Origin of the sequence: Streptomyces sp. NPDC088246, from assembly GCF_044741025.1 — a bacterium.
Taxonomy (GTDB): Bacteria; Actinomycetota; Actinomycetes; order Streptomycetales; family Streptomycetaceae; genus Streptomyces.
Map to the genome: position 1 here is coordinate 147,334 of NZ_JBIURV010000005.1, position 23,490 is coordinate 170,823.

24 protein-coding genes are annotated in these 23,490 nt (G+C 70.3%); 14 read left to right on the top strand and 10 right to left on the bottom strand.

Annotated elements, in window-relative coordinates:
• The first annotated feature begins 184 nt into the window (after window positions 1-184).
• A complete protein-coding gene (locus ACIPEK_RS09955) occupies window positions 185-2,200 on the top strand; it encodes a GTP-binding protein (protein ID WP_401993100.1) in 2,016 nt (671 codons plus the stop codon).
• Window positions 2,201-2,541: 341 nt separating this feature from the next.
• Here ACIPEK_RS09955 and ACIPEK_RS09960 read toward each other — a convergent pair whose 3' ends face one another.
• Both ACIPEK_RS09960 and ACIPEK_RS09965 read right to left on the bottom strand, forming a co-directional pair.
• On the bottom strand, window positions 2,542-3,399 hold the full coding sequence (locus tag ACIPEK_RS09960) for a tetratricopeptide repeat protein (protein WP_401993103.1): 858 nt from the start codon (window positions 3,397-3,399) through the stop codon (window positions 2,542-2,544).
• Window positions 3,400-3,417: 18 nt separating this feature from the next.
• On the bottom strand, window positions 3,418-4,419 hold the full coding sequence (locus tag ACIPEK_RS09965; protein ID WP_401993106.1) for a GNAT family N-acetyltransferase: 1,002 nt from the start codon (window positions 4,417-4,419) through the stop codon (window positions 3,418-3,420).
• 117 nt (window positions 4,420-4,536) lie between these two features.
• Here ACIPEK_RS09965 and fdxA point away from each other — a divergent pair, with 117 nt between their 5' ends.
• Both fdxA and ACIPEK_RS09975 read left to right on the top strand, forming a co-directional pair.
• Window positions 4,537-4,857 (top strand): ferredoxin, encoded by a 321-nt coding sequence (gene fdxA / locus ACIPEK_RS09970; protein WP_018956287.1) that lies wholly within the window; start codon window positions 4,537-4,539, stop codon window positions 4,855-4,857.
• 123 nt (window positions 4,858-4,980) lie between these two features.
• Window positions 4,981-6,078 carry a bifunctional succinyldiaminopimelate transaminase/glutamate-prephenate aminotransferase gene (locus ACIPEK_RS09975; RefSeq protein WP_401993109.1) on the top strand — a complete coding sequence of 366 codons (1,098 nt, stop codon included), beginning with the start codon at window positions 4,981-4,983 and terminating at the stop codon, window positions 6,076-6,078.
• Window positions 6,079-6,149: 71 nt separating this feature from the next.
• Here ACIPEK_RS09975 and ACIPEK_RS09980 read toward each other — a convergent pair whose 3' ends face one another.
• Both ACIPEK_RS09980 and ACIPEK_RS09985 read right to left on the bottom strand, forming a co-directional pair.
• Window positions 6,150-6,548 (bottom strand): ATP-binding protein, encoded by a 399-nt coding sequence (locus ACIPEK_RS09980; RefSeq protein WP_401993112.1) that lies wholly within the window; start codon window positions 6,546-6,548, stop codon window positions 6,150-6,152.
• A gap of 287 nt (window positions 6,549-6,835) precedes the next feature.
• Window positions 6,836-7,783: a hypothetical protein gene (locus ACIPEK_RS09985; RefSeq protein ID WP_401993459.1), complete on the bottom strand. Its 948-nt coding sequence runs from the start codon at window positions 7,781-7,783 to the stop codon at window positions 6,836-6,838.
• Window positions 7,784-7,844: 61 nt separating this feature from the next.
• Between ACIPEK_RS09985 and dapE the strand changes: the two genes are divergently transcribed.
• Window positions 7,845-8,924 carry a succinyl-diaminopimelate desuccinylase gene (dapE, locus tag ACIPEK_RS09990; protein ID WP_383078284.1) on the top strand — a complete coding sequence of 360 codons (1,080 nt, stop codon included), beginning with the start codon at window positions 7,845-7,847 and terminating at the stop codon, window positions 8,922-8,924.
• An 87-nt stretch (window positions 8,925-9,011) separates the two neighbouring features.
• The gene (locus ACIPEK_RS09995) at window positions 9,012-9,761 is read left to right on the top strand and encodes a TIGR00730 family Rossman fold protein (RefSeq protein WP_093897516.1); all 750 of its coding nucleotides are present in this window, start codon (window positions 9,012-9,014) and stop codon (window positions 9,759-9,761) included.
• Window positions 9,762-9,878: 117 nt separating this feature from the next.
• On the opposite strand, the gene folP is transcribed toward ACIPEK_RS09995, so the two are convergent.
• Window positions 9,879-10,751: a dihydropteroate synthase gene (gene folP, locus ACIPEK_RS10000; protein ID WP_383078282.1), complete on the bottom strand. Its 873-nt coding sequence runs from the start codon at window positions 10,749-10,751 to the stop codon at window positions 9,879-9,881.
• Window positions 10,752-10,861: 110 nt separating this feature from the next.
• Between folP and ACIPEK_RS10005 the strand changes: the two genes are divergently transcribed.
• Together ACIPEK_RS10005 and ACIPEK_RS10010 are read left to right on the top strand one after the other, a co-directional pair.
• The gene (locus ACIPEK_RS10005; protein ID WP_401993116.1) at window positions 10,862-11,335 is read left to right on the top strand and encodes a hypothetical protein; all 474 of its coding nucleotides are present in this window, start codon (window positions 10,862-10,864) and stop codon (window positions 11,333-11,335) included.
• Complete coding sequence (locus ACIPEK_RS10010; RefSeq protein ID WP_401993119.1) at window positions 11,332-11,919, top strand: DNA-3-methyladenine glycosylase I; 588 nt, start codon at window positions 11,332-11,334, stop codon at window positions 11,917-11,919. The genes ACIPEK_RS10005 and ACIPEK_RS10010 overlap by 4 nt, the downstream gene beginning before the upstream one ends.
• A 14-nt stretch (window positions 11,920-11,933) precedes the next feature.
• On the opposite strand, the gene ACIPEK_RS10015 is transcribed toward ACIPEK_RS10010, so the two are convergent.
• The gene (locus ACIPEK_RS10015; protein ID WP_401993122.1) at window positions 11,934-12,746 is read right to left on the bottom strand and encodes an enoyl-CoA hydratase/isomerase family protein; all 813 of its coding nucleotides are present in this window, start codon (window positions 12,744-12,746) and stop codon (window positions 11,934-11,936) included.
• Between the two features lie 313 nt (window positions 12,747-13,059).
• Here ACIPEK_RS10015 and ACIPEK_RS10020 point away from each other — a divergent pair, with 313 nt between their 5' ends.
• Window positions 13,060-13,227, top strand: coding sequence for a DUF3117 domain-containing protein (locus ACIPEK_RS10020; RefSeq protein WP_003966491.1), 168 nt, complete (start codon window positions 13,060-13,062; stop codon window positions 13,225-13,227).
• Between the two features lie 158 nt (window positions 13,228-13,385).
• Here the strand turns inward: ACIPEK_RS10020 and ACIPEK_RS10025 are convergent, their stop codons facing one another.
• The gene (locus ACIPEK_RS10025; protein ID WP_383078275.1) at window positions 13,386-14,051 is read right to left on the bottom strand and encodes an O-methyltransferase; all 666 of its coding nucleotides are present in this window, start codon (window positions 14,049-14,051) and stop codon (window positions 13,386-13,388) included.
• 182 nt (window positions 14,052-14,233) lie between these two features.
• Here ACIPEK_RS10025 and sigE point away from each other — a divergent pair, with 182 nt between their 5' ends.
• The 5 genes from sigE (at window position 14,234) to ACIPEK_RS10050 (ending at window position 19,146) form a co-directional block, all read left to right on the top strand.
• On the top strand, window positions 14,234-14,995 hold the full coding sequence (gene sigE / locus ACIPEK_RS10030; protein WP_401993462.1) for an RNA polymerase sigma factor SigE: 762 nt from the start codon (window positions 14,234-14,236) through the stop codon (window positions 14,993-14,995).
• Window positions 14,992-16,014 (top strand): zf-HC2 domain-containing protein, encoded by a 1,023-nt coding sequence (locus ACIPEK_RS10035; RefSeq protein ID WP_401993125.1) that lies wholly within the window; start codon window positions 14,992-14,994, stop codon window positions 16,012-16,014. Before sigE ends, ACIPEK_RS10035 begins: the two co-directional genes overlap by 4 nt.
• A gap of 122 nt (window positions 16,015-16,136) precedes the next feature.
• Window positions 16,137-17,783 carry a trypsin-like peptidase domain-containing protein gene (locus ACIPEK_RS10040; RefSeq protein WP_401993128.1) on the top strand — a complete coding sequence of 549 codons (1,647 nt, stop codon included), beginning with the start codon at window positions 16,137-16,139 and terminating at the stop codon, window positions 17,781-17,783.
• A gap of 99 nt (window positions 17,784-17,882) precedes the next feature.
• Complete coding sequence (locus ACIPEK_RS10045; protein WP_401993131.1) at window positions 17,883-18,368, top strand: sec-independent translocase; 486 nt, start codon at window positions 17,883-17,885, stop codon at window positions 18,366-18,368.
• A gap of 118 nt (window positions 18,369-18,486) precedes the next feature.
• Complete coding sequence (locus ACIPEK_RS10050) at window positions 18,487-19,146, top strand: hypothetical protein (protein WP_401993134.1); 660 nt, start codon at window positions 18,487-18,489, stop codon at window positions 19,144-19,146.
• Window positions 19,147-19,269: 123 nt separating this feature from the next.
• Here ACIPEK_RS10050 and ACIPEK_RS10055 read toward each other — a convergent pair whose 3' ends face one another.
• Genes ACIPEK_RS10055 through ACIPEK_RS10065 form a run of 3 tightly spaced genes read right to left on the bottom strand, consistent with a single transcriptional unit; the run spans window position 19,270 to window position 22,269 of the window.
• Window positions 19,270-20,403: an Mrp/NBP35 family ATP-binding protein gene (locus ACIPEK_RS10055; protein ID WP_401993137.1), complete on the bottom strand. Its 1,134-nt coding sequence runs from the start codon at window positions 20,401-20,403 to the stop codon at window positions 19,270-19,272.
• A 44-nt stretch (window positions 20,404-20,447) separates the two neighbouring features.
• Complete coding sequence (locus ACIPEK_RS10060) at window positions 20,448-21,005, bottom strand: DUF1003 domain-containing protein (RefSeq protein WP_401993140.1); 558 nt, start codon at window positions 21,003-21,005, stop codon at window positions 20,448-20,450.
• Entirely contained in the window at window positions 20,995-22,269 is a 1,275-nt protein-coding gene (locus ACIPEK_RS10065) for a magnesium transporter MgtE N-terminal domain-containing protein (protein ID WP_401993143.1), read from the bottom strand. The genes ACIPEK_RS10060 and ACIPEK_RS10065 overlap by 11 nt, the downstream gene beginning before the upstream one ends.
• 203 nt (window positions 22,270-22,472) lie before the next feature.
• On the opposite strand from ACIPEK_RS10065, the gene ACIPEK_RS10070 reads away from it, so the two are divergent.
• A complete protein-coding gene (locus ACIPEK_RS10070) occupies window positions 22,473-23,240 on the top strand; it encodes a hypothetical protein (RefSeq protein ID WP_401993146.1) in 768 nt (255 codons plus the stop codon).
• Window positions 23,241-23,490 lie beyond the last annotated feature (250 nt).

The following is a 23,490-nucleotide window of genomic DNA, read 5'->3' on the forward strand; positions in this document are numbered from 1 at the left end:
CACGCGGGTTCCGGCAGGCATCCCCGGCTCGGTGAATGGCAGGCTGGTAAATCGGTTGCCGCTCGGGGCGGCCGCCTGCTGTACTCCCCCTCCAGTACTCGATCGACCGAGGAGATGATCATGCGCGGAACTCTCGTGTTCATTCAGACGGAAATTTCCACCGATCTCGAAGGCATGGAGTTTTGTGCACACGCTGAATCTGGGAATTCTGGCGCATGTCGACGCCGGTAAGACAAGCCTGACCGAGCGGCTGCTCCACACTGCCGGTGTCATCGATGAGATCGGCAGCGTCGACGACGGGAGCACCCAGACCGATTCCCTGGCGCTGGAACGACAACGCGGCATCACGATCAAGTCCGCAGTCGTCTCGTTCGCCATCGACGACATCACGGTCAATCTCATCGACACACCCGGTCACCCGGATTTCATCGCCGAGGTGGAACGGGTGCTGAACGTGCTCGACGGTGCTGTGCTGGTCATCTCCGCCGTGGAGGGCGTACAGGCGCAGACCCGTGTTCTGATGCGGACACTGCAACGCCTGCGCATTCCGACGCTCATTTTCGTGAACAAGGTCGATCGCGGCGGTGCGCAGGACGAGTCCCTTCTGCGGAGCATTTCGGAGAAACTGACCCCGGCTGTGCTTGCCATGGGATCGGTCGACGGACCGGGCGGCCGGGACGCCCGCTGCACGCCGTACACCGGTGCCGACGCGGACTTCACGGCCCGGCTGACCGAGCTTCTCGCCGACCACGACGACGCGCTGCTGGCCGCATACGTCGAGCACGCGGCGCCGCTCCCGTACAGCAGGCTGCGCGAAGCGCTGTCCACGCAGACCGGGCAGGCGCTGGTGCATCCGGTGTTCTTCGGCTCGGCGATCACCGGGGCGGGTGTGGACGCCCTGATCGGTGGGGTGAGGGAGTTGCTGCCCGCGGGTGAGGGTGATGCCGACGGGCCGGTCTCGGGATCCGTCTTCAAGGTGGAGCGGGGGCCGGGTGGCGAGAAGATCGCCTACGTCCGGATCTTCTCGGGCACGGTACGGACACGTGACCGGCTGCCGTTCGGCCGGGGCGAGGGACGTGACGAGGGGAAAGTGACCGCGATCAGTGTCTTCGACCGAGGCTCGGACGTGCGCGAAGCAGCGGTCGGCGCCGGCCGGATCGCGAAGCTCCGGGGCCTCGGCGGCATTCGGGTCGGCGATACGGTCGGCGTATCGGACACGACCGCGCAGGGCCGTTGGTTCGCCCCGCCGACCCTGGAATCGGTCGTGGTGCCCTGTGCTCCGGCGAGCAGGGGCGAGCTGCATTTCGCGCTCGCGCAACTGGCCGAGCAGGATCCATTGATCAATCTGCGGCAGGACGACATCCGGAAAGAAGTGTCCGTCTCGCTCTACGGCGAGGTACAGAAAGAAGTCATCCAGGCGACGCTCGCCGATGAATTCGGAATCGATGTCACCTTCCGCAAGACCACGACCATTTGCCTGGAACGGCCGAACGGCAGCGGTGCGGCGTACGAGGTCGGCGACCAGGATCCGAATCCCTTTCTGGCAACCATCGGCCTTCGGATCGATCCCGCCCCGATCGGCAGCGGTATCGAGTACCGGCTGGAGGTGGAGCTCGGATCGATGCCGTTCTCCCTGATGAGGGCGGTGGAGGAGACCGTCGGGGAGACCTTGCGGCAGGGAATCCACGGCTGGCAGGTCACCGATTGCGTCGTCACCATGACGCACTCCGGCTACTGGCCCCGGCAGAGCCATTCCCATGCCGTTTTCGACAAGAGCATGTCGAGCACCGCGGGGGACTTCCGCAATCTGACCCCTCTGGTCCTGATGAGTGCGCTGAAGGAGGCCGGCACCACGGTGTACGAGCCGATGCACCGCTTCCGTCTGGAACTCCCCGCGGACGTGCTGGGTCCGCTCCTGCCGGTACTCGCACATATGCGTGCCGTCCCCGGGACACCGGCCGTGCAAGGTGCGACATGTGCGCTGGAGGGAGAGATTCCGGCGGCGCGGGTCCATGAACTGCAGCAACAGCTCCCGGCCCTGACACGCGGCGAAGGGGTCCTGGAATCCGGCTTCGACCGTTATCGGGCGGTCGTCGGTACGCCCCCGGACCGGCCACGCACCGACCGCAATCCGCTCCACCGCAAGGAGTACCTGCTGCACACGGTGCGCAGGATCGCCGGACGGGAGGATGCCCGCTGACCGGGGCCGGTCCGGCCGGGGCTCAGCCACCGTGCGCCGCCCCGGCACGTTCCCGGCCCGTACACACGTACCCGGCCCTGCACGGCTCCCGTTTCACCTCGTTGCAGGGCGCCGTTCCTGACCAGCGTGCATGAGTGGGTCCTGGACCCACTGCTGCGTGCCGGGCGCATCCCGAACGGTGTTGGGTGCACCGGGTTGCCGCTTTCTCGTCCCGTTCGGCGGCACGTCTCCGGGGGCGTGGTCCGTTGTGGGTGGGCGGGTTCCCTCACGTCCTCGGGTGCGGAGCGGCGCTGAGACGGGGGCGCGGACCGGCGGCCGGCCGCCTCCCGAGCCCCGCCCCGCTAGTTCAGCAACGCTCGCGCCGCCCGCGCCCGTCGCCGGATCGTCTCCGCCGCCTCGGGTTCGATCCCGGCGACCACATCCGCGTACTCCTCCATCTCCGCCGCCCCGCGCAGAAACTGCCCGCTCTGTACGAGTAGCTGCGCCCGCTCGTAGCGCAGCCTGGCCGGATGCGAGGGCAGCAGCAGCGACAGATCCACCGCCCACAGCGCCACATCCGTCCGCTCCGGACGGGCCGCCGCCCACGCCCTGATGTTGTTCAGGATCCGCAGCACGATCTCCAGCGGCCGCGCGGGCACCAGCATCGACTCCTCGAGCGGCTCCCCGGTCGCCCCCGCCACCAGCAGCTCCGCGTCCTGCCCGGTCATCGGCCGGCCGCCGTCGAACGGGTCGGCCAGCACCCGCTCCGAAGGGTCGCCGAACCCGACGACGAAGTGACCGGGCAGCGCCACCCCGTACACCGGAGCGCCCGCCCGCCGCGCGACCTCGATCCACACCACGGACAGCAGGATCGGCAGCCCGCGACGCCGGCGCAGCACCTCGTGCAGCAGCGACGACTCCAGCCGCTGGTAGTCCGCCGACGAGCCCGCGAAGCCGCACCGTTCACCGAGAAATCCGGCAAGGGCCGAGGCCCAGGCCCGGCCGCCCCGTACCCCGTACGGAAGCCGGCCCGCCAGCTCGTCCAGTTCGATCTGCGCCGCGTCGATCCCGTTCGCGTCCAGCGCCGGGTCGGCCACCGCGCCCAGCAACAGGCAGAGCAGCGCGAGGTCCGGCCGCTCGGCGCGCGCCTCCTCGGCGAACTGCCGGCGCAGCTCGTCCGGGCCGGGACGCTCGGGCTGCTCGGGGTGGTGAGGATTCATGGGGCTCGTCCGTCTCCGTCACGCCGACCGGAAGTGGTGATACAGGTGATGGACCGCGAACCCCATGCGCTCGTACAGCGCCCGCGCCCCCTCGTTGTCCGTCTCCACCTGGAGCCACGCCGCCGACGCGCCCTCGTCCAGGGCCTTGCGGGCGAGCGCGGCCATCACGGCGGTGGCGATCCCCCGGCGCCGGTACTCGGGAGCGACCTCGACGGCCATGAAGCCGGTCCACCGCCCGTCCACCACGCACCGCCCGATCGCCGCGGGCGGTGCGCCCTCGGTGTCGCCGGGCACCGAGGCGAACCACACCGAGGGACCGCCGCGCAGCACCTTCAGGACGTGCGGCCCAGGGGTGTCGAAGCGCTGATAGCGGGAGAGCCACGTCTCGTCGAGGTCCCGGCTCAGCCGTACCTGCGACACATCCGCGTCCAGATCACCGATCGGCGCCAGCGCGGCGATCCGTACCTCCGCCGTCACCTCGCGTCGCCATCCGCGCTGCTCCAGCGCCGCACAGAGCTGTTCCTGGGTGCCCTCGGCGCCGGTCGCGGTCTGGATGTACGCGGGCAGGTCCCGCTCCCCGTACCACTGCCGGACGCGCCCGAGCGCCTCGTCGAGCGGTACGCCCGGATCGCCGAGCGGCAGCACGGAGTTGGCACGCCGGGTGAACCCCTGAGCGGCGCGCAGCTGCCAGTCGCCCAACGGCTCGCTCTCCAGCGGCTGCCAGGCGCGGGCACAGACGGGCGCGAGCTCGTCGAAGGAGGCCGCGGGACCGCGCCGCCGGGCCGGGGCGGCGGGCACGACCTTGCCCGCCACCAGCGTCGATTCCGCGATACGGACGCAGTCGCCGCTCTTCGTTGTGATCGACAGCACATCACTGTCCCATGATGTGAGAACACCGACCGTGTCGGTGAACTTCGGCCCCTGCGAGCCGCCCTCGGCCGTGCGCCGGACTGATACCCGTTTGCCCACGTCAGCCGGTGTAATTCGGACTTCGAGTTGTCCGCCGATGGTGAATTCCATAGCTCTGTCCGCCCCTCCTGTTCGGTTCGCGCCCGGGAACGGAGATACTAGGGGTGGGCATCGACGACGCCGCGCTCCCGCGCGAGAGCCAACGCCCTACCGAGGAGGAACGACAGCGTGACCTACGTCATCGCGCAGCCTTGTGTCGACGTAAAGGACAAGGCCTGCATCGAAGAGTGCCCCGTCGACTGCATCTACGAGGGCCAGCGGTCCTTGTACATCCACCCGGACGAATGCGTCGACTGTGGAGCCTGTGAACCGGTGTGCCCGGTCGAGGCAATCTTCTACGAGGACGACACCCCGGAGGAGTGGAAGGACTACTACAAGGCGAACGTCGAGTTCTTCGACGACCTCGGGTCGCCCGGTGGTGCCTCCAAGCTGGGCCTGATCGAACGCGACCACGCGTTCATCGCTGCGCTGCCGCCGCAGAACCAGTAGTCAGCGGCCGGCACGTGCGTCGCCCCGGTCCCGTACGGCTTGTCACCGTGCGGGGCCGAGGCGTTTCCACGCCCGAGCGCCCCGAGCAACCCTCGGAACCCCCGTACGAGAAAGCAGAGATCCGTGTCCGCAGTCTCCTCCCGTCTCCCGGTCTTCCCCTGGGACAAGCTTGCGCCCTACAAGTCGACGGCCGCCGCCCACCCGGACGGCATCGTGGACCTGTCGGTCGGCACGCCCGTCGACCCGGTGCCCGGGCTGATCCAGCGGGCGCTCGTCGCCGCCGCGGACAGCCCCGGCTATCCGACGGTGTGGGGGACCGCCGAGCTGCGTGACGCGATCACCGGCTGGGTGGAGCGGCGGCTCGGCGCGGTCGGGGTGGCGCACGAGAACGTCCTGCCGGTCGTCGGGTCCAAGGAGCTGGTGGCCTGGCTGCCGACGCAGCTCGGCCTCGGCGCGGGCGACAAGGTGGCGTACCCGCGCCTCGCCTACCCGACGTACGAGGTGGGCGCCCGGCTCTGCGGCGCCGAGCCTGTCGTCTACGACGACCCGACGGAGCTGGACCCGGCCGGCCTGAAGCTGCTCTGGCTCAACTCGCCGTCCAACCCGACCGGTCGCGTCCTGTCCAAGGACGAGCTGATCCGGATCGTCGCCTGGGCGCGCGAGCACGACGTGCTGCTCTTCAGCGACGAGTGCTACCTGGAGCTGGGCTGGGAGGCCGAACCCGTCTCCGTACTGCATCCGGACGTCTGCGGCGGTACGTACGAGGGCATCGTCGCCGTCCACTCGCTCTCCAAGCGCTCCAACCTGGCCGGATACCGTGCGGCCTTCATCGCGGGCGACGCGGCCGTACTCGGCGAGCTGCTGCTGATCCGCAAGCACAGCGGAATGATGACGTCGGCCCCTGTCCAGGCGGCGACCGTCGCTGCGCTCGGCGACGACGAGCACGTCGCCGAGCAGCGGACCCGGTACGCGGCCCGGCGCGCGGCCCTGCGCACGGCGCTGGAGGCCCACGGCTTCCGGATCGAGCACAGCGAGGCGAGCCTCTACCTGTGGGCGACGCGCGACGAGCCGTGCTGGGAGACCGTGGCGTACCTGGCGGGGCTCGGCATTCTGGTGGCACCGGGCGACTTCTACGGAACGGCCGGTGACCGCTTCGTACGCGTCGCGTTCACGGCGACGGACGAGCGGGTGGCCGCCGCGGTCAAGCGGCTGGCCCGATAGCGGGCGGTACACGCGAGGGGCCTCGGGCGCACTCCCGAGGCCCCTCGCGTGTGATGTGCCGACGGATCGGGTCAGCCGATCGGCAGGCCCTGGGTGGGCAGGCCGCCTCGCGGCGCGGCACCGGCGGCGCCGCCCAGGACCTCGCCCGCGCTCCCCGCGGCGCCGCCGGCGGCGGTCTGCACGGTGGGGGCGGCCTGGGCGCCGGCCTTGCCGACGGTCTTGCCCGCGACCGGAAGGGTCGTCCCGACGATCTTGCCGCCGGTTTCGCTCGCCGCCTTGGTGCCCTGCTGGGACGCGCCGTCGACCGTCTTGCCGAGGCCGTCGCCGTCGACGGTGGTCAGACCGCCGAGCTCCGGGGCATGCGGGAGCTCCGCGGCACCTGCGGCACCGGCCGCACCGACCACGGGGGCTGCACCCGCGGCGATCAGCAGCGCGGCACGGGCGATCCGGCGGGTCAGGGGGAGGGACATGATGCTCCTTCGACGGGATGAGGAATCTGTCTGTCCGTTGACCGGACGCAGTGACAACCGTCGTAGGGGCGGGGGAGGTTGCGGTGGGACCAGGCAAAGAGTCGGCAATGCGTCACATAATCCACAACGGAGGAACCCGGGCGGACGCCGCATTCCCGGATGACCCGATGAACCGTCACTTCCCTTTGACTGCAAGGAAATTGAGGAGTCGCGGAGCGGTGACGGGAGATGTTGCGCCAGGGGGCGTTCCGTGCCGGCCGGATAACGCCTTCGGGTGACTGTCCGCACTAGCGTGCGAGCCTCATACGGACCTCGGTGGTGCCCGATTCCGTACGCTCCGTCCGCCAGCCCGACCCGGCCTTCCACACCCGGCCCGCGTACGCGACCTCGTCCAGGCGGAGTGCCTCGGACTGCGCGACCGCCCAGTGTGCGAGCTCCCAGCCGCGCCGCGCCGAATCGTCGTCCCCGGCGGCGCGGGCCGCCCGCACCGGCACCGAGACCGTGCTCGTCGCCGACGCACCGGCCGCGCCCGTTCCGTCCTTCGGCGACCGCTTCTCCGCGGGCAGCACATCCTTGCCGAAGGCGCGGACCAGCTCCGCCCGCACCTTCGCCGCATCGGCCTTCGCAGCCGTCGTCCGGGGCGGCGTGCAGGTCAGCGCGGCAGGCGTACGGCCGGTCAGCGCGGCCGCCAGCAACGCCGCATCCGGCTCGTGCTTCGCGTACGCCTGCGGGAAACCGCTGCGCTGGACCCGCTGCGCGGCGACCGTCAGCGGCAGCCGCGAATAGCCGGGGACCTCGGCCAGATGCCGGTAGAACTCCCCCGCGGAGTAGACCGGGTCCAGGATCTGTTTCTCGGTGCCCCAGCCCTGCGAAGGACGCTGCTGGAACAGCCCCAGCGAGTCCCGGTCCCCGTGCTCGATATTGCGCAGCCCGGACTCCTGCAACGCGGTCGCCAGCGCGATCGTCACCGCCCGCTCCGGCAGCCCGCGCGAGGTGCCGACCGCGGAGATCGTCGCGGCGTTCGAAGCCTGCTCCGGGCTCATCCGATACGTACGGCCCTGGCCGGCCGAACCGTCGGCGGACTCCACGGTGCAGCCTTCGGTGACCTTGCTGCCGGAAATGTACTGCACGGCCAGATAGCCGCCCAGCGCGGCGAGCACGACAAAAGCAGCCGCGATACGGAAGAGGCGGCTGCGGCCGGTGTGTCGGCGGGCGGGGGAGACGGTCCGGGGCACGGAGCCACCGTACTGGAGTGCCCGGCCGGGGCCGAGGGCCCAGTCCTTTAGGGTCGGCTCCATGCCCGAAAGCACGCTCGACCTCACCCTGGACGGCCCGGCGCTCACCGCCCGGCTCGTCGACTTCCCGTCGGTCAGCGGTCAGGAGGAGGAGCTCGCCGACGCGATCGAGTCGGCGCTGCGCACCCTCCCGCATCTGACCGTCGACCGGCACGGCAACAACGTCGTGGCCCGGACGAACCTGGGCCGTGCCGAGCGGGTCGTGCTCGCCGGACACATCGACACCGTGCCGATCGCCGACAATGTGCCGTCCCGGCTCGACGGCGACGGTGTGCTGTGGGGCTGCGGCACCTCCGACATGAAGTCGGGCGTCGCCGTCCAGCTGAGGATCGCCGCGACCGTGCCCGAGCCCAACCGCGACCTCACCTTCGTGTTCTACGACAACGAAGAGGTTGCCGCGCACCTCAACGGTCTCGGCCACGTGGCCGACGCCCACCCCGAGTGGCTCGCCGGAGACTTCGCGGTCCTCCTGGAGGGCACCGACGGCCAGGTGGAGGGCGGCTGCCAGGGCACCCTGCGGGTCTTCCTGCGTACCGAGGGGGAGCGGGCCCACTCCGCCCGCAGCTGGATGGGGTCCAACGCCATCCACGCCGCCGCCCCGATCCTGGCCCGCCTCGCCGCGTACGAACCGCGCCGCCCGGTCATCGACGGTCTCGAATACCGCGAGGGTCTCAACGCCGTACGGATCGAGGGGGGCGTCGCCAACAACGTCATCCCGGACGCGTGCACGGTCGTCGTCAACTACCGGTACGCCCCCGACCGCACCGCCGAGGAGGCACTGGCCCACGTCCACGAGGTCTTCGCGGACTGCGGCGTCGTCGAATTCACCGTCGACGACCACTCGGGCGCGGCCATGCCCGGTCTTTCCCACCCGGCTGCCAAGGCGTTCATGGCGGCGGTCGGCGGCACCGCCCACCCCAAGTTCGGCTGGACCGACGTCTCCCGTTTCAGCTCCCTCGGCGTTCCCGCGGTGAACTACGGACCCGGTGACCCGCTCCTCGCGCACAAGCGCAACGAGCATGTGGCGGTCGACCGGATCACCCACTGCGAGGAGCGGCTCCGCTCCTGGCTCACCAGCTGACCCACGGTATTCCCCTGTCCGTAACCTCCGCCGATCTACCCTGACCTGACACAGATGGTCATCGATCGTCGTCGGAGGGAGCAGGTCATGGGCAATCCCGAGGGAGCGCACGTCCCCGAGGAGCAGCGGCAGGGCCCGGTACTGCGCCGCAGGGACCAGGTGCAGCCCGGCACCACCGATCAGCGGCTGCTGGACACCGAGGGCGACTCCGAGTGGGTGCACACCGACCCATGGCGGGTGATGCGCATCCAGTCGGAGTTCGTCGAAGGATTCGGAGCCCTCGCCGAGCTGCCGAGCGCCATCAGCGTCTTCGGCTCGGCCCGCTCCCCGGCCGGCGGGCCGGACTACGAGGCGGGCGTAAGGATCGGCAAGGCCCTGGTCGAGGCCGGCTTCGCGGTGATCACCGGAGGTGGCCCCGGAGCGATGGAAGCGGCGAACAAGGGGGCGCGGGAGGCGAAGGGCGTCTCGGTCGGCCTCGGCATCGAGCTGCCCTTCGAGTCAGGCCTCAACCCGCACGTCGATATCGGCGTGAACTTCCGCTACTTTTTTGTCCGAAAAACGATGTTCGTGAAGTATGCCCAGGGGTTCGTCGTTCTGCCCGGCGGCCTCGGCACCCTGGACGAACTCTTCGAGGCCCTCACCCTCGTCCAGACGGGCAAGGTCACCCGCTTCCCGATCGTGCTGTTCGGCACCGCGTACTGGAGCGGGCTCGTGGACTGGCTGCGGGACACGGTGGTGGCGCAGGGCAAGGCGTCCGAGCACGACCTGCTGCTGTTCCACGTCACGGATGACGTGGACGAGGCGGTCGACCTCGTGACGAAGGAGGTCGGCCGGTAGTTCAAGCCCCTCCGGCGATCGAGGAGCGGGGGCCGGGCAGAGCCCCGGTTCCGGGAAGGGCGGGCAGGGGGCAAGGTCCGCCACAGGCGCCCTGCCCCCTGCCACCTCACGCCCCGGTTACGCCAGCCCCCTCCGTGCCACCGCCGGCTCCCGGTGCCCCGCGATGGACGCCACCATGTCCAGCACCTGCCGCGTCTCCGCCACCTCGTGCACCCGGTACACCTGCGCCCCCAGCCACGCGGACACGGCCGTCGTCGCCAGCGTCCCGATCACCCGTTCCTTCACCGGCCGGTCGAGCGTCTCCCCGACGAAGTCCTTGTTGGACAGCGATACGAGGACCGGCCAGCCGGTCTCCGCCATCTCGCCGAGCCGACGCGTCGCCTCCAGCGAATGCCGGGTGTTCTTCCCGAAGTCATGACCGGGATCGATCATGATCCCGTCCGGCCGCACCCCGAGTCCGACCGCCCGCTCGGCCAGCCCCAGCGTCACCCGCAGGATGTCCGCCATCACGTCGTCGTACGCGATCCGGTGCGGCCGGGTCCGCGGCTCGGCGCCGCCCGCGTGCGTACACACCAGACCGGCGCCGTACCGCGCGGCGACCTCCGCGAGCTTCGGGTCGACGCCGCCCCACGCGTCGTTCAGCACATCCGCACCGGCCTCGCAGACCGCCTCGCCGACATCGTGGCGCCAGGTGTCGACGCTGATCACCACATCCGGGTGGCGGCGCCGCACCTCCGCGACGAACCCCACCGTGCGACGGGCCTCTTCCTCGGCGGTCACCTCTTCACCGGGGCCCGCCTTCACACCCCCGATGTCCACGATCGCCGCGCCGTCCGCGATCGCCTGCTCGACCCGGGCCAGCGCCGGCTCGTCCTGGAACGTCGCGCCCTGGTCGTAGAAGGAGTCAGGGGTGCGGTTCACGATCGCCATGATCACCGGCTCGTGCGCACCGAATTCACGCCGCCCCAGCCTGAGCGCACCGCTTCGCATCCCGTGTCTCTCCTCTGGTAGATCGCCCGGTGGGTCGCCTGCGACCCTAACTGTCGGCACCGCATGGCACGATCGGACCCGGACAGGTTTCCGCTCCCGGGGAGATACGCGTGTTCTGGTTCTTGCTGCTGGCGATGGTGGTGGTCGTGGCCGCGGTCACCCTCGCGGTGGTCGGCGGAGGGAAGAGTGCCGTCCTGCAGGACGTGGCGGCGGAGCAGCTGACCGACCCGCTGCCCGCGACGCGCCCGGTCGGCCGCGCGGATGTCGAGGCGCTGCGGCTGCCGGTGGCCGTACGCGGCTACCGCATGACGGATGTCGACGAGGCGCTCGGCCGGCTCGGCGCCGAGCTCGCCGAGCGGGACGCGCGGATCGCGGAACTGCAGTCGGCGCTGGCCGGCGCGCAGGCGACCGCGGTCGGCGGCCCCGATCTCCTCAAGCGGCCGCAGGACGTGCCGCAGCTGACGCCGGAGCGGCCGGAGGACCGTCCGAGAGCGCCGTGGGAGGCGCCCCGACAGGAACACCGGCAGGAACACCGGCAGGACCCGCAGCGGACAGAGCACCCCGGAGAGGAGCCCCAGCGATGAGCGGCGGCGCAGAAGCGGCCCCGGACGGCGGTCTGCGCTGCCCGTGGGGGCTCTCCACCGAGGACTACCTCGCCTATCACGACACCGAATGGGGCCGCCCCGTCCACGGCGACGACGCCCTCTTCGAACGGCTCTGCCTGGAGGCCTTCCAGTCGGGCCTTTCCTGGCTGACGATCCTGCGCCGCCGGGAGGGCTTCCGTTCCGCCTTCGCCGGGTTCAAGATCCCCGCGGTGGCGGAGTTCACCGACGCCGACAAGGAGCGCCTCCTCGCCGACGCCGGCATCATCCGCAACCGGGCGAAGATCGACGCGACCCTCGCCAACGCCAAGGTGCTGGCCGGCTGGCGCGACGGCGAGCTGGACGAGCTGATCTGGTCCTACGCCCCCGACCCGGCCGGCCGCCCGGCCCCGCGCACCGTCGGCGACGTTCCCGCGGTCACCCCGGAGTCCACGGCTCTGGCCAAGGACCTCAAGAAGCGCGGTCTGCGCTTCGTCGGACCCACGACGGCCTACGCCCTGATGCAGGCCTGCGGCCTGGTCGACGACCACCTGGCCGACTGCGTGGCGCGCGGCACCGGGGCGTAGACCCGCGCCGGCGGCTACCGGCCGAGGTACTTCGGCTTCTCCTTGTTGAGGAACGCCTGCACCGCGATCGTGTGGTCCTCGGACGCGCCCGCCTTCGTCTGGAGTTCGTCCTCCTTCTCCAGCGACTCGCTCAGCGTGTGACCGGCGCCGTAGGCCAGGGACTCCTTCAGCGCCGCGTACGCCACCGTGGGACCGGACGCCAGGGTGCGGGCCACGGCGACGGCCTGAGCGGCCAGGTCGGCGGCGGGCACCAGCTTGTTCACGATGCCCAGCTCATGGGCCTCCTGCGCGGAGATCGAGCGCGGGAAGAGCAGCAGGTCGGCGGCGCGGCTCTGCCCGATCAGGCGGGGCAGCGTCCAGGAGACGCCCGAGTCGGCGGTGAGGGCGACCCCGGCGAACGAGGTGTTGAACGAGGCGGTGTCGGCGACCACCCGGTAGTCGCAGGCGAGCGCGAACCCGAAACCGGCACCGGCGGCGACACCGTTCACCCCGGCGACGACCGGCTTGGGCATCTCGGTGATGGCCCGCACGATCGGGTTGTAGTGCTCCCGCACGGTGCTCAGCGCGTTGCCGCCGGCGGACTCACGGGCCTCGTCGAGCTTGCCGACGTGCTCCTTCAGATCCTGGCCGACGCAGAAGGCGCGCCCGGTCGCGGTGAGCAGAACGGCCCGTACGGCGGTGTCGGCCGCCGCGGACTTCAGCGCGTCACGGAGCGCCACCTTGGCCGCGGTGTTCAGGGCGTTCATCGCGTCGGGAGGGTTGATCGTGATGGTCGCGAGTCCGTCGCTCACTTCGTAGAGCACGCTGTCCGCCATCTGGTCGGCCATGTCGCTGTCCCCTCTGCACCTTGGGCAATGCCTGTCCAGGCAAGCATGGCCGACTCGGGCGGGAGCGAACATGTGACCTGCGTCTAACAATTGCGCCGCGATGGAGGGGGGAAGGGGACGGAGTATCGCAGCTGGATCGCCGAATTGGGTGGTTTTGAGAGAGCGCGTTGCGCAAGCGATGCAGACCGATGTTGGTCATTGGGGTCTGTGATGCGGGATAATGGCCTGGAAGCAATGTGTTCGATGCCGGTGACACAGCGCCTGTCATGGGGCCGCCGGTTGTGATGAGCTGGTTTCAGGAAGGGGAACGAGCATGGCGGCCATGAAGCCGCGGACGGGCGACGGCCCGCTCGAGGTGACAAAGGAGGGGCGGGGCATCGTCATGCGCGTTCCGCTCGAAGGCGGCGGTCGGCTTGTCGTGGAGCTGACTCCGGACGAGGCCGATGCACTCGGCGATGCCCTCAAGAAGGTCGTCGGCTGAGCAGAGGCGCCCACACTTCATCACTGCCCCGGCACGGTGTCCGTGCCGGGGCAGTGATGCGTTCACACTCAGCAGAATCAAGCCCGTCCGGCGCTTGAGGACACCCGCCTGCCCCAGGCACGGGGGACACGGGGCAAGAGCCCTGCCCCGCCGGCCCCTCAGCCCCGCCGCACCGCGCACAGCAACCCGTCGCCCACCGGCAGCAACGTCGCCATCAGCTCCTGGCTCTCCCGCACCGCACGCAGCAGCTCCCGCAGTCGCAGCACCTCCGCGGGCTGCGCCGCCGAGTCGACCGTACGGCCGTCCGCGAAGACACCCTCGAAGCAGACCAGGCCACCAGGTCGCAGCAGACGCAACGATTCAGCGAGGCAGTCCAGGCTCTCCAGCCGGTCGCCGTCGCAGAACACCAGGTCGTATCCGCCGTCCGCGAGCCGCGGCAGTACGTCCAGGGCACGGCCGGGAATGAAGCGGGCCCGATTGGCGGCGAACCCCGAGGCCCGGAACGCCTCACGGGCGAACTGCTGGCGCTCGGGCTCCGGGTCGACCGTGGTCAGCACCCCGTCGGGCCGCATGCCGTGCAGCAGATAGAGTCCGGACACGCCGGTCCCGGTGCCGATCTCGGCCACCGCTTTGGCGTCCGTCGTGGCAGCGAGCAGGCGCAGCGCGGCGCCGGTACCTGGCGACACCGAGCGGAGCCCTGCATCCCGAGCCCGGTCCCGGGCCCAGCGCAATGCTTCGTCCTCGGCGACAAAGGCGTCGGCGAACGCCCAGCTCGTCTGCCGGTTGGCGGTAATGACCCTCTCCTGTCCCCGTAGTTGGCGCAACGGTGACTGTATCCGCTGCACCCGGGAACCCGCAGATGGGACCAGGCGTTAGACAGGGGCAGGGGAAAGCCCGTGGAACCGGCCCGCAGATCGGGTCCGGGAGACACCGGCCGGCGGTTCCCGGGGTGACCCCCGGCCCCAGCAGGAAAAAGGCTTATCCGGAGCTAACGGGCGAGGTGGCTATGGTAGGGGCTCCACTGGACACCACCAGAGCCGATAGGGGAGGTGCGGCTGCGCCTGTGGATCGGGGAGGAGTGCTGCGGCGCTTTCTCAGGTCGGCGGGTGAGCCGAAATCCGTGACCAACATCGCTGACCGTTCTTCCAACGAATCCGCACCGACTGCGACCTTCGCCTCAGATGCGAACTCCCAGGCGTGGACGCCGCCCTCATGGGAAGAGATCGTCAGCACGCACAGCGGCCGTGTCTATCGCCTTGCCTACCGGCTGACGGGCAACCAGCACGATGCGGAGGACCTCACACAGGAGGTCTTCGTGCGCGTGTTCCGGTCGCTGTCGACCTATACGCCGGGCACCTTCGAGGGCTGGCTGCACCGCATCACGACCAACCTGTTCCTGGACATGGTCCGTCGTAAGCAGCGGATCCGCTTCGACTCCCTCGGCGACGACGCCGCCGAGCGGCTGCCGAGCCGTGAACCGTCCCCGCAGCAGGTCTTCAACGACACCCACTTCGACGCGGATGTGCAGCAGGCGCTGGACACCCTTGCGCCCGAATTCCGTGCCGCTGTCGTGCTCTGTGACATCGAGGGCCTCTCGTACGAGGAGATCGCCGCGACGCTGGGTGTGAAGCTCGGTACCGTGCGCAGCCGTATCCACCGCGGTCGCTCGCACCTGCGCAAGGCGCTGCAGCACCGTTCGCCCGAGGCCCGTGCCGAGCAGCGCTCGCTGGCGGGCGCGATCCTGGCAGGGGAGGGCGGAACGGCGTGAGTGGCACAGTTCCGACCCCTGCGGAACAACACCTGGGGGACCGGCTCGCCGCGCTTGTCGACGGTGAGCTCAAACACGACGCCCGGGAGCGGGTGCTCGCCCACCTCGCGACCTGCGCCAAGTGCAAGGCCGAGGCTGCCGCCCAGCGGCGGCTGAAGAGTGTCTTCGCACAGTCCGCCCCGCCTTCGCCGTCCGAGGGATTCCTCGCCCGGCTGCAGGGCCTTCCCGGGGGACCGGGGGGTCCGGGGGGTGACGACGACAACCGGGGGAAACCATTCGGCGGCTCCGGGCGCTTCGCCGACGGGCTCTTCCCCATGATCCAGCCGCCCGGGAGCCGCACGGATTCGCCGGGGGATTCACCACTGGGGAGTTTTGGCTTCCTCCCCGCCCCGCACGGCTCGACCGCCGTACTGCCGGGTGGCTCCTCCCGTTCGGGCTTCCGGATCCATGAGGTCGGCCGTGAGGGAGACCGCTCGCCGTGGCGCGGCCGGAGGTTCGCCTTCGCAGCGGCCAGCGCCGTATCGCTGGCGGCCATCGCCCTGGGCGGTGCCCTGCCGACGGGGGCGGGTCCCAGCTCCCCGGCCCGGGCCGAGGGCGCCGGAAACACCGTGAACCCGCTCGACACCGCATCCCGCAGCGAGAGCGGCAGCTCGGTGAGCCGCCGCGGCGGTGGCAGCCAGAGCACCCTTTCCGCTACGGAGGCGGGCGACCGCTCGACCGCGGCCGCTGCCCCATCACCTCCCGTGCCGCGGGCCACACCGGCGGTGCCTTCCACCGCTCCCGCGCTGCTCTCCACGGGAAGTCTCGCGGAGAACACCTTCGCCGTTCAGGTTCTGACCAATGTGTCCGCGCCACCTCTGATACGCCCGACCGGCACCACCCCGCTCTTCGCCCGGGTGCTCGGACGACCGGCCCCACAGGCCCCGGAGCCCTCCGCGCCGCCGTCCTGGACGCCGCCGTCGGCCTCGGCCCTCCCCACCCCCGCCGATCGCGGCCTGCCGCTTTCCTCCCGGCGCTGACCGGGGTCTGCGCCGGGGTCTGCGCAGACATTCGCAAACCTGGTTGAATTCCGGGAGGAATTCCGGGACGGACGCCCCTGCCGGGGCGTGCAGAGGCCAGACGCGGCAGTTGCGGGGAGAGCATGGAAGACGGGAAGTCCACCGGGCCGAAGGCGAAGTGGTGGAGCCGGCCCACGGCGGGAGGCAGCACCCGCACCGCGCCGGACGAGCCGCCGCCCGTCGAGGACACAGCGCCCACGGCCGATGTGACTGGCGCGACGGGCGTGACGGAAGCGCACACAGCTGACGTGCCCCCTCAGCCGTCGGCCCCCGAGCCGGTGTCATCCCCGCCCGCACCCGAGCCCGTGGCGTCCGTAGCGGCCACGCAGCCCGTGGCACCCCTGCACGAGCCCGATCAGTACAGCACCCCGCCGTACGGTGGACCCGGCCCCTGGGCGCCCGCACCACCCGTACAGCGACCGGTCCCGACCCCGGCACACGGCACCCCCGTACCCCCGCAGTACGCGGGTACGAACGGCGCCGGCATCCCCACCTCGCCCGCCCCCGGCTTCACGCCCCCGCCTCAGCAGCCGCAGTGGCTCCAGTACGACCCCTGGGGTGCGCCCCGGCAGCCGCTGACCAATCCGGGTCCGCCGCTCGGGGCCGACGGCGGCCGCAAGAAGAACCGCCGCGGCTCCCTCCTCGTCGGGGCGGTGCTGCTCGCACTGGTGGCGGGCGGCATCGGCGGCGGCATCGGCGCCTACATCGAGCGCAACGGCGGCCTGACCCAGGTCGAGCTTCCGCAGTCCGGTCACAACAGCGGCGGCCGCGCCCCCGACAGCGTCGCGGGCATCGCCGCCAGCGCCCTGCCCAGTGTGGTCACTCTCCATGTCAGCGGCACCACCGAATCCGGCACCGGTACCGGCTTCGTTCTCGACAACTCCGGCCACATCCTCACCAACAACCATGTTGTCGCCCCGGCCGGGCCCTCCGGCGAGATCACTGTGACGTTCAGCGGCGGCGAGACCGCGCGCGCCCAAGTCGTCGGCAAGGACAGCGGCTACGACCTGGCCGTGGTCAAGGTCACCGGCGTCTCCGGCCTCAAACCGTTGCCGCTGGGCAACTCCGACAATGTGCAGGTCGGCGACCCCGTGGTGGCCATCGGCGCCCCCTTCGACCTGTCCAACACCGTGACCTCCGGCATCATCAGCGCCAAGGACCGGCCCATCACGGCGGGCGGCGAGAAGGGCGACGGCAGCGACATCAGCTACGTCGACGCGCTGCAGACCGATGCCCCGATCAACCCGGGCAACTCCGGTGGTCCGCTCGTCGACACCGACGCCCATGTCATAGGCATCAACAGCGCCATCCGTGCCGCCGACAGCGGTTCGAGCACCGAGGGCGGACAGGCAGGCTCCATCGGTCTCGGCTTCGCCATCCCGATCAACCAGGGCAAGCGGGTCGCCGAGGAACTGATCAACACGGGGAAGGCCACCCACCCGGTGATCGGCGTCACGTTGGACATGAAGTACACGGGGGACGGCGCCAAGGTCGGTACGAAGGGTGCGGCCGGCAAGCCCGCGGTGACGCCCGACGGGCCCGGTGCCAAGGCCGGGATCAAGCCGGGGGACGTCATCACCGAGGTCGACGGCGGGCGGGTGCACAGCGGCGAGGAGCTGATCGTGAAGATCCGCGCCCACCGGCCCGGCGACCGTCTGGACCTCGGCCTGACCCGTGGTGGTAAAGACCTGTCCATCTCTTTGACTCTTGGTTCGGCAACCGGCACGTGACGGCCACGGGACGCTACCGCGCGGACAGTTTCGGCGGGTACCGTGGGCCGGGTCCGGACCTCGACCGACACGGTCTCGGAGAACACGAGGAGCAACAGGGTGTTCAATGACATAGGCGTACTCGAGCTGGCGACGCTCGCGATCCTGGGCGTGCTGATCTTCGGCCCGGACAAGCTGCCCAAGGTCATCCAGGACGCCTCGCGCTTCATCCGTAAGATCCGTGAGTTCTCGGAGAGTGCCAAGGAAGACATCCGTACGGAGCTCGGCCCGGAGTTCAAGGACTTCGAGTTCGAGGACCTCAACCCCAAGACGTTCGTCCGCAAGCAGCTCATGGACGGCAATGACGATCTGGGGCTGAAGGAGATCCGCGAGAGCTTCGACCTGCGCAAGGATCTGGCCGAGGTCACCGACGCGGTGAACGGCCGGGAGAGCGCGGCCGTGGAGTCAGCGGACTCCCCGAGCGGCGTGTCGAGCGGCTCGGCGATCACCGCGGCCAACGGCTCCGCCGGTACTCCGGACCTGCTCAAGAAGCGTGAACAGCCCGCGAAGGACGACCGCCCGCCGTTCGACGCAGACGCCACCTGACAGCAGTCAATCCCGGCTCGTTGGGAGGGTATGGCTATTCTCCATCTGTCCGGTTGTGAGGACGCCCGTGGGGGGCGGGCCGCTCCGGACGCAAGGGATCGAGGAGGCGGCCGGTCAGATGGAGACAACCAGTCGGGTGGGCGCGGAAGGTGCGCCGAGCACAGTCACCGCAGAGGGGGTATCGGCGGCCCGGCGTACTGTCGACGGTTTTCTGGCAGCTCCGTTTCCCTGGTACGGACTGGACGAGGCCTTCACCGGGCCGCGTTGGCCGATGCAGGTGGGCACCGCGGCGGACGGCACTGTGCAGCACGGTTCCATCGGGCACGGTGACGAGCCGTCGGTACGGGCCGACTCGGGTGTCGAGAAGCAACGATTCGCTGTCGTCGTGACGGTGGCCAGCAGCCCGGTGCGGCGCAGCGGTGACGGTACGGGGGTTCTGGACGCGACCACGGCCTCCTCCGCGGCCTGGCTGGCCGGGTCCGGCCTGCTCGCCTGTACGTGGCCCCCGCAGATGGATCACACACTGCGTGACGACTGGCTGGACCAGCAGACGGAGACTGCGTTCGAACTCGCCGACGATCTGGACGGTCCCGCATGGTCGGCGCTGTCGCTGCCGGTGGACGGTGTCCCGGTGTCGTTCCACTACCGCGAGTCCGAGTTCGGCTGGGTGCTGGCGGGGTCGGCGCACGGCGGGGTGCACATCGGGGCGTACGGGCGGGGGATGAGCGCGTACGGACTGGGGTTCTCGGTGGTCGGCGACATCGCGACGTACGCGTAGGGCGGGGCGGCGAGCGGTGACCGGTCATGGCCGGTTGCCGCTTTGTTCTCAATCGCCGGCCGGGCTCGGTCTCGCCGGACAGGCCTGGAGATCAGGCCCGTCCGGTGTTGCCTTCGTCCCCGCTCAGAACTTGTTGCGCGGGGTGATTCCCAGTGACATGCCCGACAGGCCGCGCTGACGGCCTCCCAGCTTGTCCGCGATGGTGCGGAGTGCCTTGCCGGCCGGGGAGTCGGGGTCGGACAGGACGACCGGCTTGCCCTCGTCGCCACCCTCGCGCAGCCGTACGTCGATCGGGATGGAGCCGAGCACCGGCACCTCCGCGCCGACCGTCCTCGTCAGGCCCTCGGCGACCTTCCGGCCACCGCCGGTACCGAACACATCGACCATCTCGTCGCAGTGCGGGCACGGAAGCCCCGACATGTTCTCGACGACACCGACGATCTTCTGGTGGGTCTGCACGGCGATCGAGCCGGCCCGCTCGGCCACCTCGGCCGCCGCCTGCTGCGGGGTCGTGACGACCAGGATCTCGGCGTTGGGCACGAGCTGTGCCACCGAGATCGCGATGTCACCGGTGCCCGGCGGCAGGTCGAGCAGCAGGACGTCCAGGTCGCCCCAGTACACATCGGCGAGGAACTGCTGGAGTGCTCGGTGCAGCATCGGTCCGCGCCACACCACCGGGGCGTTGCCCGGGGTGAACATGCCGATGGAGATGACCTTCACGCCGTGCGCCGACGGCGGCATGATCATGTTCTCGACCTGGGTCGGCTTGCCGTCCGCGCCGAGCATCCGCGGCACGCTGTGTCCGTAGATGTCCGCGTCCACGACACCGACCTTGAGGCCGTCGGCCGCCATCGCGGCCGCCAGGTTCACCGTGACCGACGACTTGCCGACGCCGCCCTTGCCGGATGCCACCGCGTAGACCCGGGTCAGCGAGCCGGGCTTGGCGAACGGCACCTCGCGCTCAGCCGTGCCGCCGCGCAGTGAGGACGCGAGTTCCTTGCGCTGTTCGTCGCTCATCACGTCGAGCGTGACGTCGACGCGCGTGACGCCTTCGACCTTCGCCACCGCGTCGGTCACGTTCTTGGTGATGGTCTCGCGCATCGGGCAGCCGGACACCGTGAGATACACCGTGACAGCGACCGCACCGTCAGCATCGATCTCGACCGACTTCACCATGCCGAGTTCGGTGATCGGACGGTGGATCTCCGGGTCGTTCACTGTCGCCAGTGCCTCAAGCACCGCGTCTTCCGTAGCCATACGGACGATGTTACGGCGCCTGCTGCTACGCGCGAGTAGCCCCGTCAGCGGTCTTCGTCACTCTCGGGCGGGAATAGGGCACGCCGGTCGTCCAGGCCCCTGAGGAGGTCCTCCAGTTCGGAGCGGATCCAGTCGCGGGTGGCGACCTCGCCGAGCCCCATCCGCAGTGCCGCGATCTCGCGGGTGAGGTACTCGGTGTCCGCGATGGAGCGCTCGTTCTGCTTGCGGTCCTGCTCGTAGGTGACCCGGTCGCGGTCGGCCTGCCGGTTCTGCGCGAGCAGGATCAGCGGGGCCGCGTACGAGGCCTGGAGCGACAGGACCAGCGTCAGGAAGATGAACGGGTACCCGTCGAACCGCCACCCCACGGGCGCGAAGGCGTTCCACACCACCCAGACGATGATGACCAGTGTCATCCAGGCGATGAAGCGCCAGGTGCCCAGGAACCGGGCGATCCGTTCGGAGAGCCGGCCGAACGACTCGGGGTCGTATTCGGGCAGCAGCCGCCGCCGCGGGGCCTTCGGCTGGTCCAGCCGGGAACGGGGCGGGCGCGCGATGCCCGAGGCGCCCGTGGACGCCCCTTTCGCACGGTCCTCACCGGCCACGGGCGGCCTCCTCCTCACCGTGGAAGTCCGTCTCCCGCCAGTCCTCGGGCAGCAGGTGGTCGAGCACGTCGTCGACGGTCACCGCGCCGAGCAGCGAGCCGCTCTCGTCCACCACCGGCACCGAGACCAGGTTGTACGCGGCCAGATAGCTCGTCACAGCCGACAAAGGGGTGTCCGGGGTGAGGGGGACGAGGTCGCTGTCGACGATCGAGCTGACCAGAGCGTACGGCGGATCCCGCAGCAGCCGCTGGAAGTGCACGGTGCCCAGGTACCTGCCGGTCGGTGTCTCGTCCGGTGAGCGGCACACGTACACCTGGGCGGCGAGTGCGGGGGACAGATCCGCCTGCCGGACCCGTGCGAGCGCGTCGGCGACCGTCGCGTCCGGCCGCAGAATGATCGGCTCGGTGGTCATCAGACCGCCGGCGGTCCGTTCCGCGTACGACATGAGGCGCCGCACATCCGCCGCGTCGTCCGGACGCATCAGGGCCAGCAGCCGCTCCTTGTCGTCCTCGGGCAGTTCGGACAGCAGGTCGGCCGCGTCGTCCGGGTCCATGGCCTCCAGGACATCGGCGGCGCGCTCCTCCTGGAGCTTGCCGATGATCTCCACCTGGTCGTCCTCGGGCAGCTCCTCCAGGACGTCGGCGAGCCGGTCGTCGTCGAACGCGGCCGCTACCTCGGCCCGTCGCTTCGGCGACAGATGGTGCAGCGCGTTGGCCACGTCGGTCGGGCGCAGCTGCTCGAAAGTGGCGACCAGGGACTCGGCGCCCTGCCCGTCCTCCTCCAGCGAGAAACCACTGACCGCCGACCATTCGACCGTCAGGGTCTCGCCCTTGCGCCGCAGCGCCCCGCCCTTGCCCTTGCGTACGAAGTACTTGTCGATCTCCCAGTCGCGGCGGGCCGGAAGCTGCGACACGGAGACATCGAGGACGGTGACCTCCTCGCCGGTCTCCACGAGGCGGACCCGCCGGTCGAGGAACTCGCCGAGCACCAGGCGCTCGGTGGGCCGCTGCTCGAAGCGCCGCATGTTGACGACACCGGTGGTGATGACCTGACCGGACTCGATCCCCGTCACCCGGGTCATCGGGAGGAAGATCCGGCGGCGGCTGAGCACCTCGACGACCAGGCCGAGCAGCCGGGGCGGCCGGCCGCCGACCCGCAGCATCGCGACCAGGTCGCGGAGGCGGCCCACCTGATCGCCGTGGGGATCGAAGACCGGGACGCCGGCGAGGTGCGAGACGAAGATCCGGGGGGCGCCTGCCGCCATGGTGCGCCTCCTACTTCCGTGTACGACTTCTCTGTCCGGTCCGTTTGGCAGCTAATTAACCGTTATGACGGGATCAGGCTAGCCCGTACCGCTCCGGGCTGCCCCGGTGGATCCGTCCGTACGGCTCTCTGCCGGAAGGTGTGAACGGCACAGGTACGCTGCCGTCTGCCACCCCCGCCATGCAAATGAGAGGCAGTGCGCCCGTGACCTCTTCCGTTCCGCCCGTCCGGGCCCGACGCCGCCGGACCGCCCTCGCTGTTGTGCTCTGCGCGGGGCTGACCGCCGCTCTCACGGGGTGCGGGGGCGAGGATCCGGACAAGGGGACCAACGGCGTCGGCAAGCTCGACGCCACGGAGATCGAGAAGAAGGCGCAGACCGCAGCGGACTCCGCCGATGCGGTGCGCCTCGCCGGGACGCTGGTCAGCAAGGGCGGCACGTACAAGCTCAATATGCAGCTCAGGGAGAAGGGCGGCATCGGCTCCGTCGTCTCGAAGAGCAGCACCTTCGAACTGCTGCGGATCGGTGACGAGCTCTATCTGAAGGCGGACTCGGGGTTCTGGAGCCACGACGAGAAGTCCGGCGCCGACAGTGACGCGGGCGGGACGGCCGCGGACAAGCTCCAGGACAAGTATGTGAAGGTGCCCGAGGACGACCCCACGTACAAGCAGCTGCGCGGCTTCACGGACAAGAAGACCCTGCTCGACGGGTTGCTCACGCTGCACGGCACCCTCAACAAGGGCGACCGGGAGAAGGTCGGACCGAACCGGACCGTTCAGATCATGGGCGGCAAGGGCGAGGGCGGAACACTCGACGTCTCGCTGGAGGGCACGCCGTATCCGCTGCGTTTCGCCCGCGGCGGTGGCGGGGGGATCGTGACGCTGTCGGACTGGGGCAAGGACTTCACGCTGGAGGCCCCGGCGAAGGGCGACACGGTCGACTACGGGCAGCAGCTGCCCAAGACGTCCTCCTGAGAGCCTGTCGGGTGACCTTCGATCGGAGAGCGGACGCGGCATGGTGCGTGCGATTCCAAGGCGTCGGGATGGCCTCGTAGCGGAGCTACTAGGGCATTTCGGCAACGCCGGAAGCGTGCGTGCCAGGGCGTGGCCGCCCGATCAGAGGTCACCCGACAGGCTCTGAGAGCGGGCCGCACGGCACGCGGTCCAGGAGGTGACCCTGTCCGGCGGATCAGAGGCTCTGTCCGGCGGATCAGCGGCGGGACAG

Coding starts and splice junctions, on each gene's coding strand:
- ACIPEK_RS09960 (WP_401993103.1), bottom strand. CDS start 3,399: ATGAATCCTCACCACCCCGAGCAGCCCGAGCGTCCCGGCCCGGACGAG.
- ACIPEK_RS09965 (WP_401993106.1), bottom strand. CDS start 4,419: ATGGAATTCACCATCGGCGGACAACTCGAAGTCCGAATTACACCGGCT.
- ACIPEK_RS09980 (WP_401993112.1), bottom strand. CDS start 6,548: ATGTCCCTCCCCCTGACCCGCCGGATCGCCCGTGCCGCGCTGCTGATC.
- dapE (WP_383078284.1), top strand. CDS start 7,845: ATGCCCGAAAGCACGCTCGACCTCACCCTGGACGGCCCGGCGCTCACC.
- ACIPEK_RS09995 (WP_093897516.1), top strand. CDS start 9,012: ATGGGCAATCCCGAGGGAGCGCACGTCCCCGAGGAGCAGCGGCAGGGC.
- folP (WP_383078282.1), bottom strand. CDS start 10,751: ATGCGAAGCGGTGCGCTCAGGCTGGGGCGGCGTGAATTCGGTGCGCAC.
- ACIPEK_RS10010 (WP_401993119.1), top strand. CDS start 11,332: ATGAGCGGCGGCGCAGAAGCGGCCCCGGACGGCGGTCTGCGCTGCCCG.
- ACIPEK_RS10015 (WP_401993122.1), bottom strand. CDS start 12,746: ATGGCCGACCAGATGGCGGACAGCGTGCTCTACGAAGTGAGCGACGGA.
- ACIPEK_RS10020 (WP_003966491.1), top strand. CDS start 13,060: ATGGCGGCCATGAAGCCGCGGACGGGCGACGGCCCGCTCGAGGTGACA.
- sigE (WP_401993462.1), top strand. CDS start 14,234: ATGGTAGGGGCTCCACTGGACACCACCAGAGCCGATAGGGGAGGTGCG.
- ACIPEK_RS10040 (WP_401993128.1), top strand. CDS start 16,137: ATGGAAGACGGGAAGTCCACCGGGCCGAAGGCGAAGTGGTGGAGCCGG.
- ACIPEK_RS10050 (WP_401993134.1), top strand. CDS start 18,487: ATGGAGACAACCAGTCGGGTGGGCGCGGAAGGTGCGCCGAGCACAGTC.
- ACIPEK_RS10055 (WP_401993137.1), bottom strand. CDS start 20,403: ATGGCTACGGAAGACGCGGTGCTTGAGGCACTGGCGACAGTGAACGAC.
- ACIPEK_RS10065 (WP_401993143.1), bottom strand. CDS start 22,269: ATGGCGGCAGGCGCCCCCCGGATCTTCGTCTCGCACCTCGCCGGCGTC.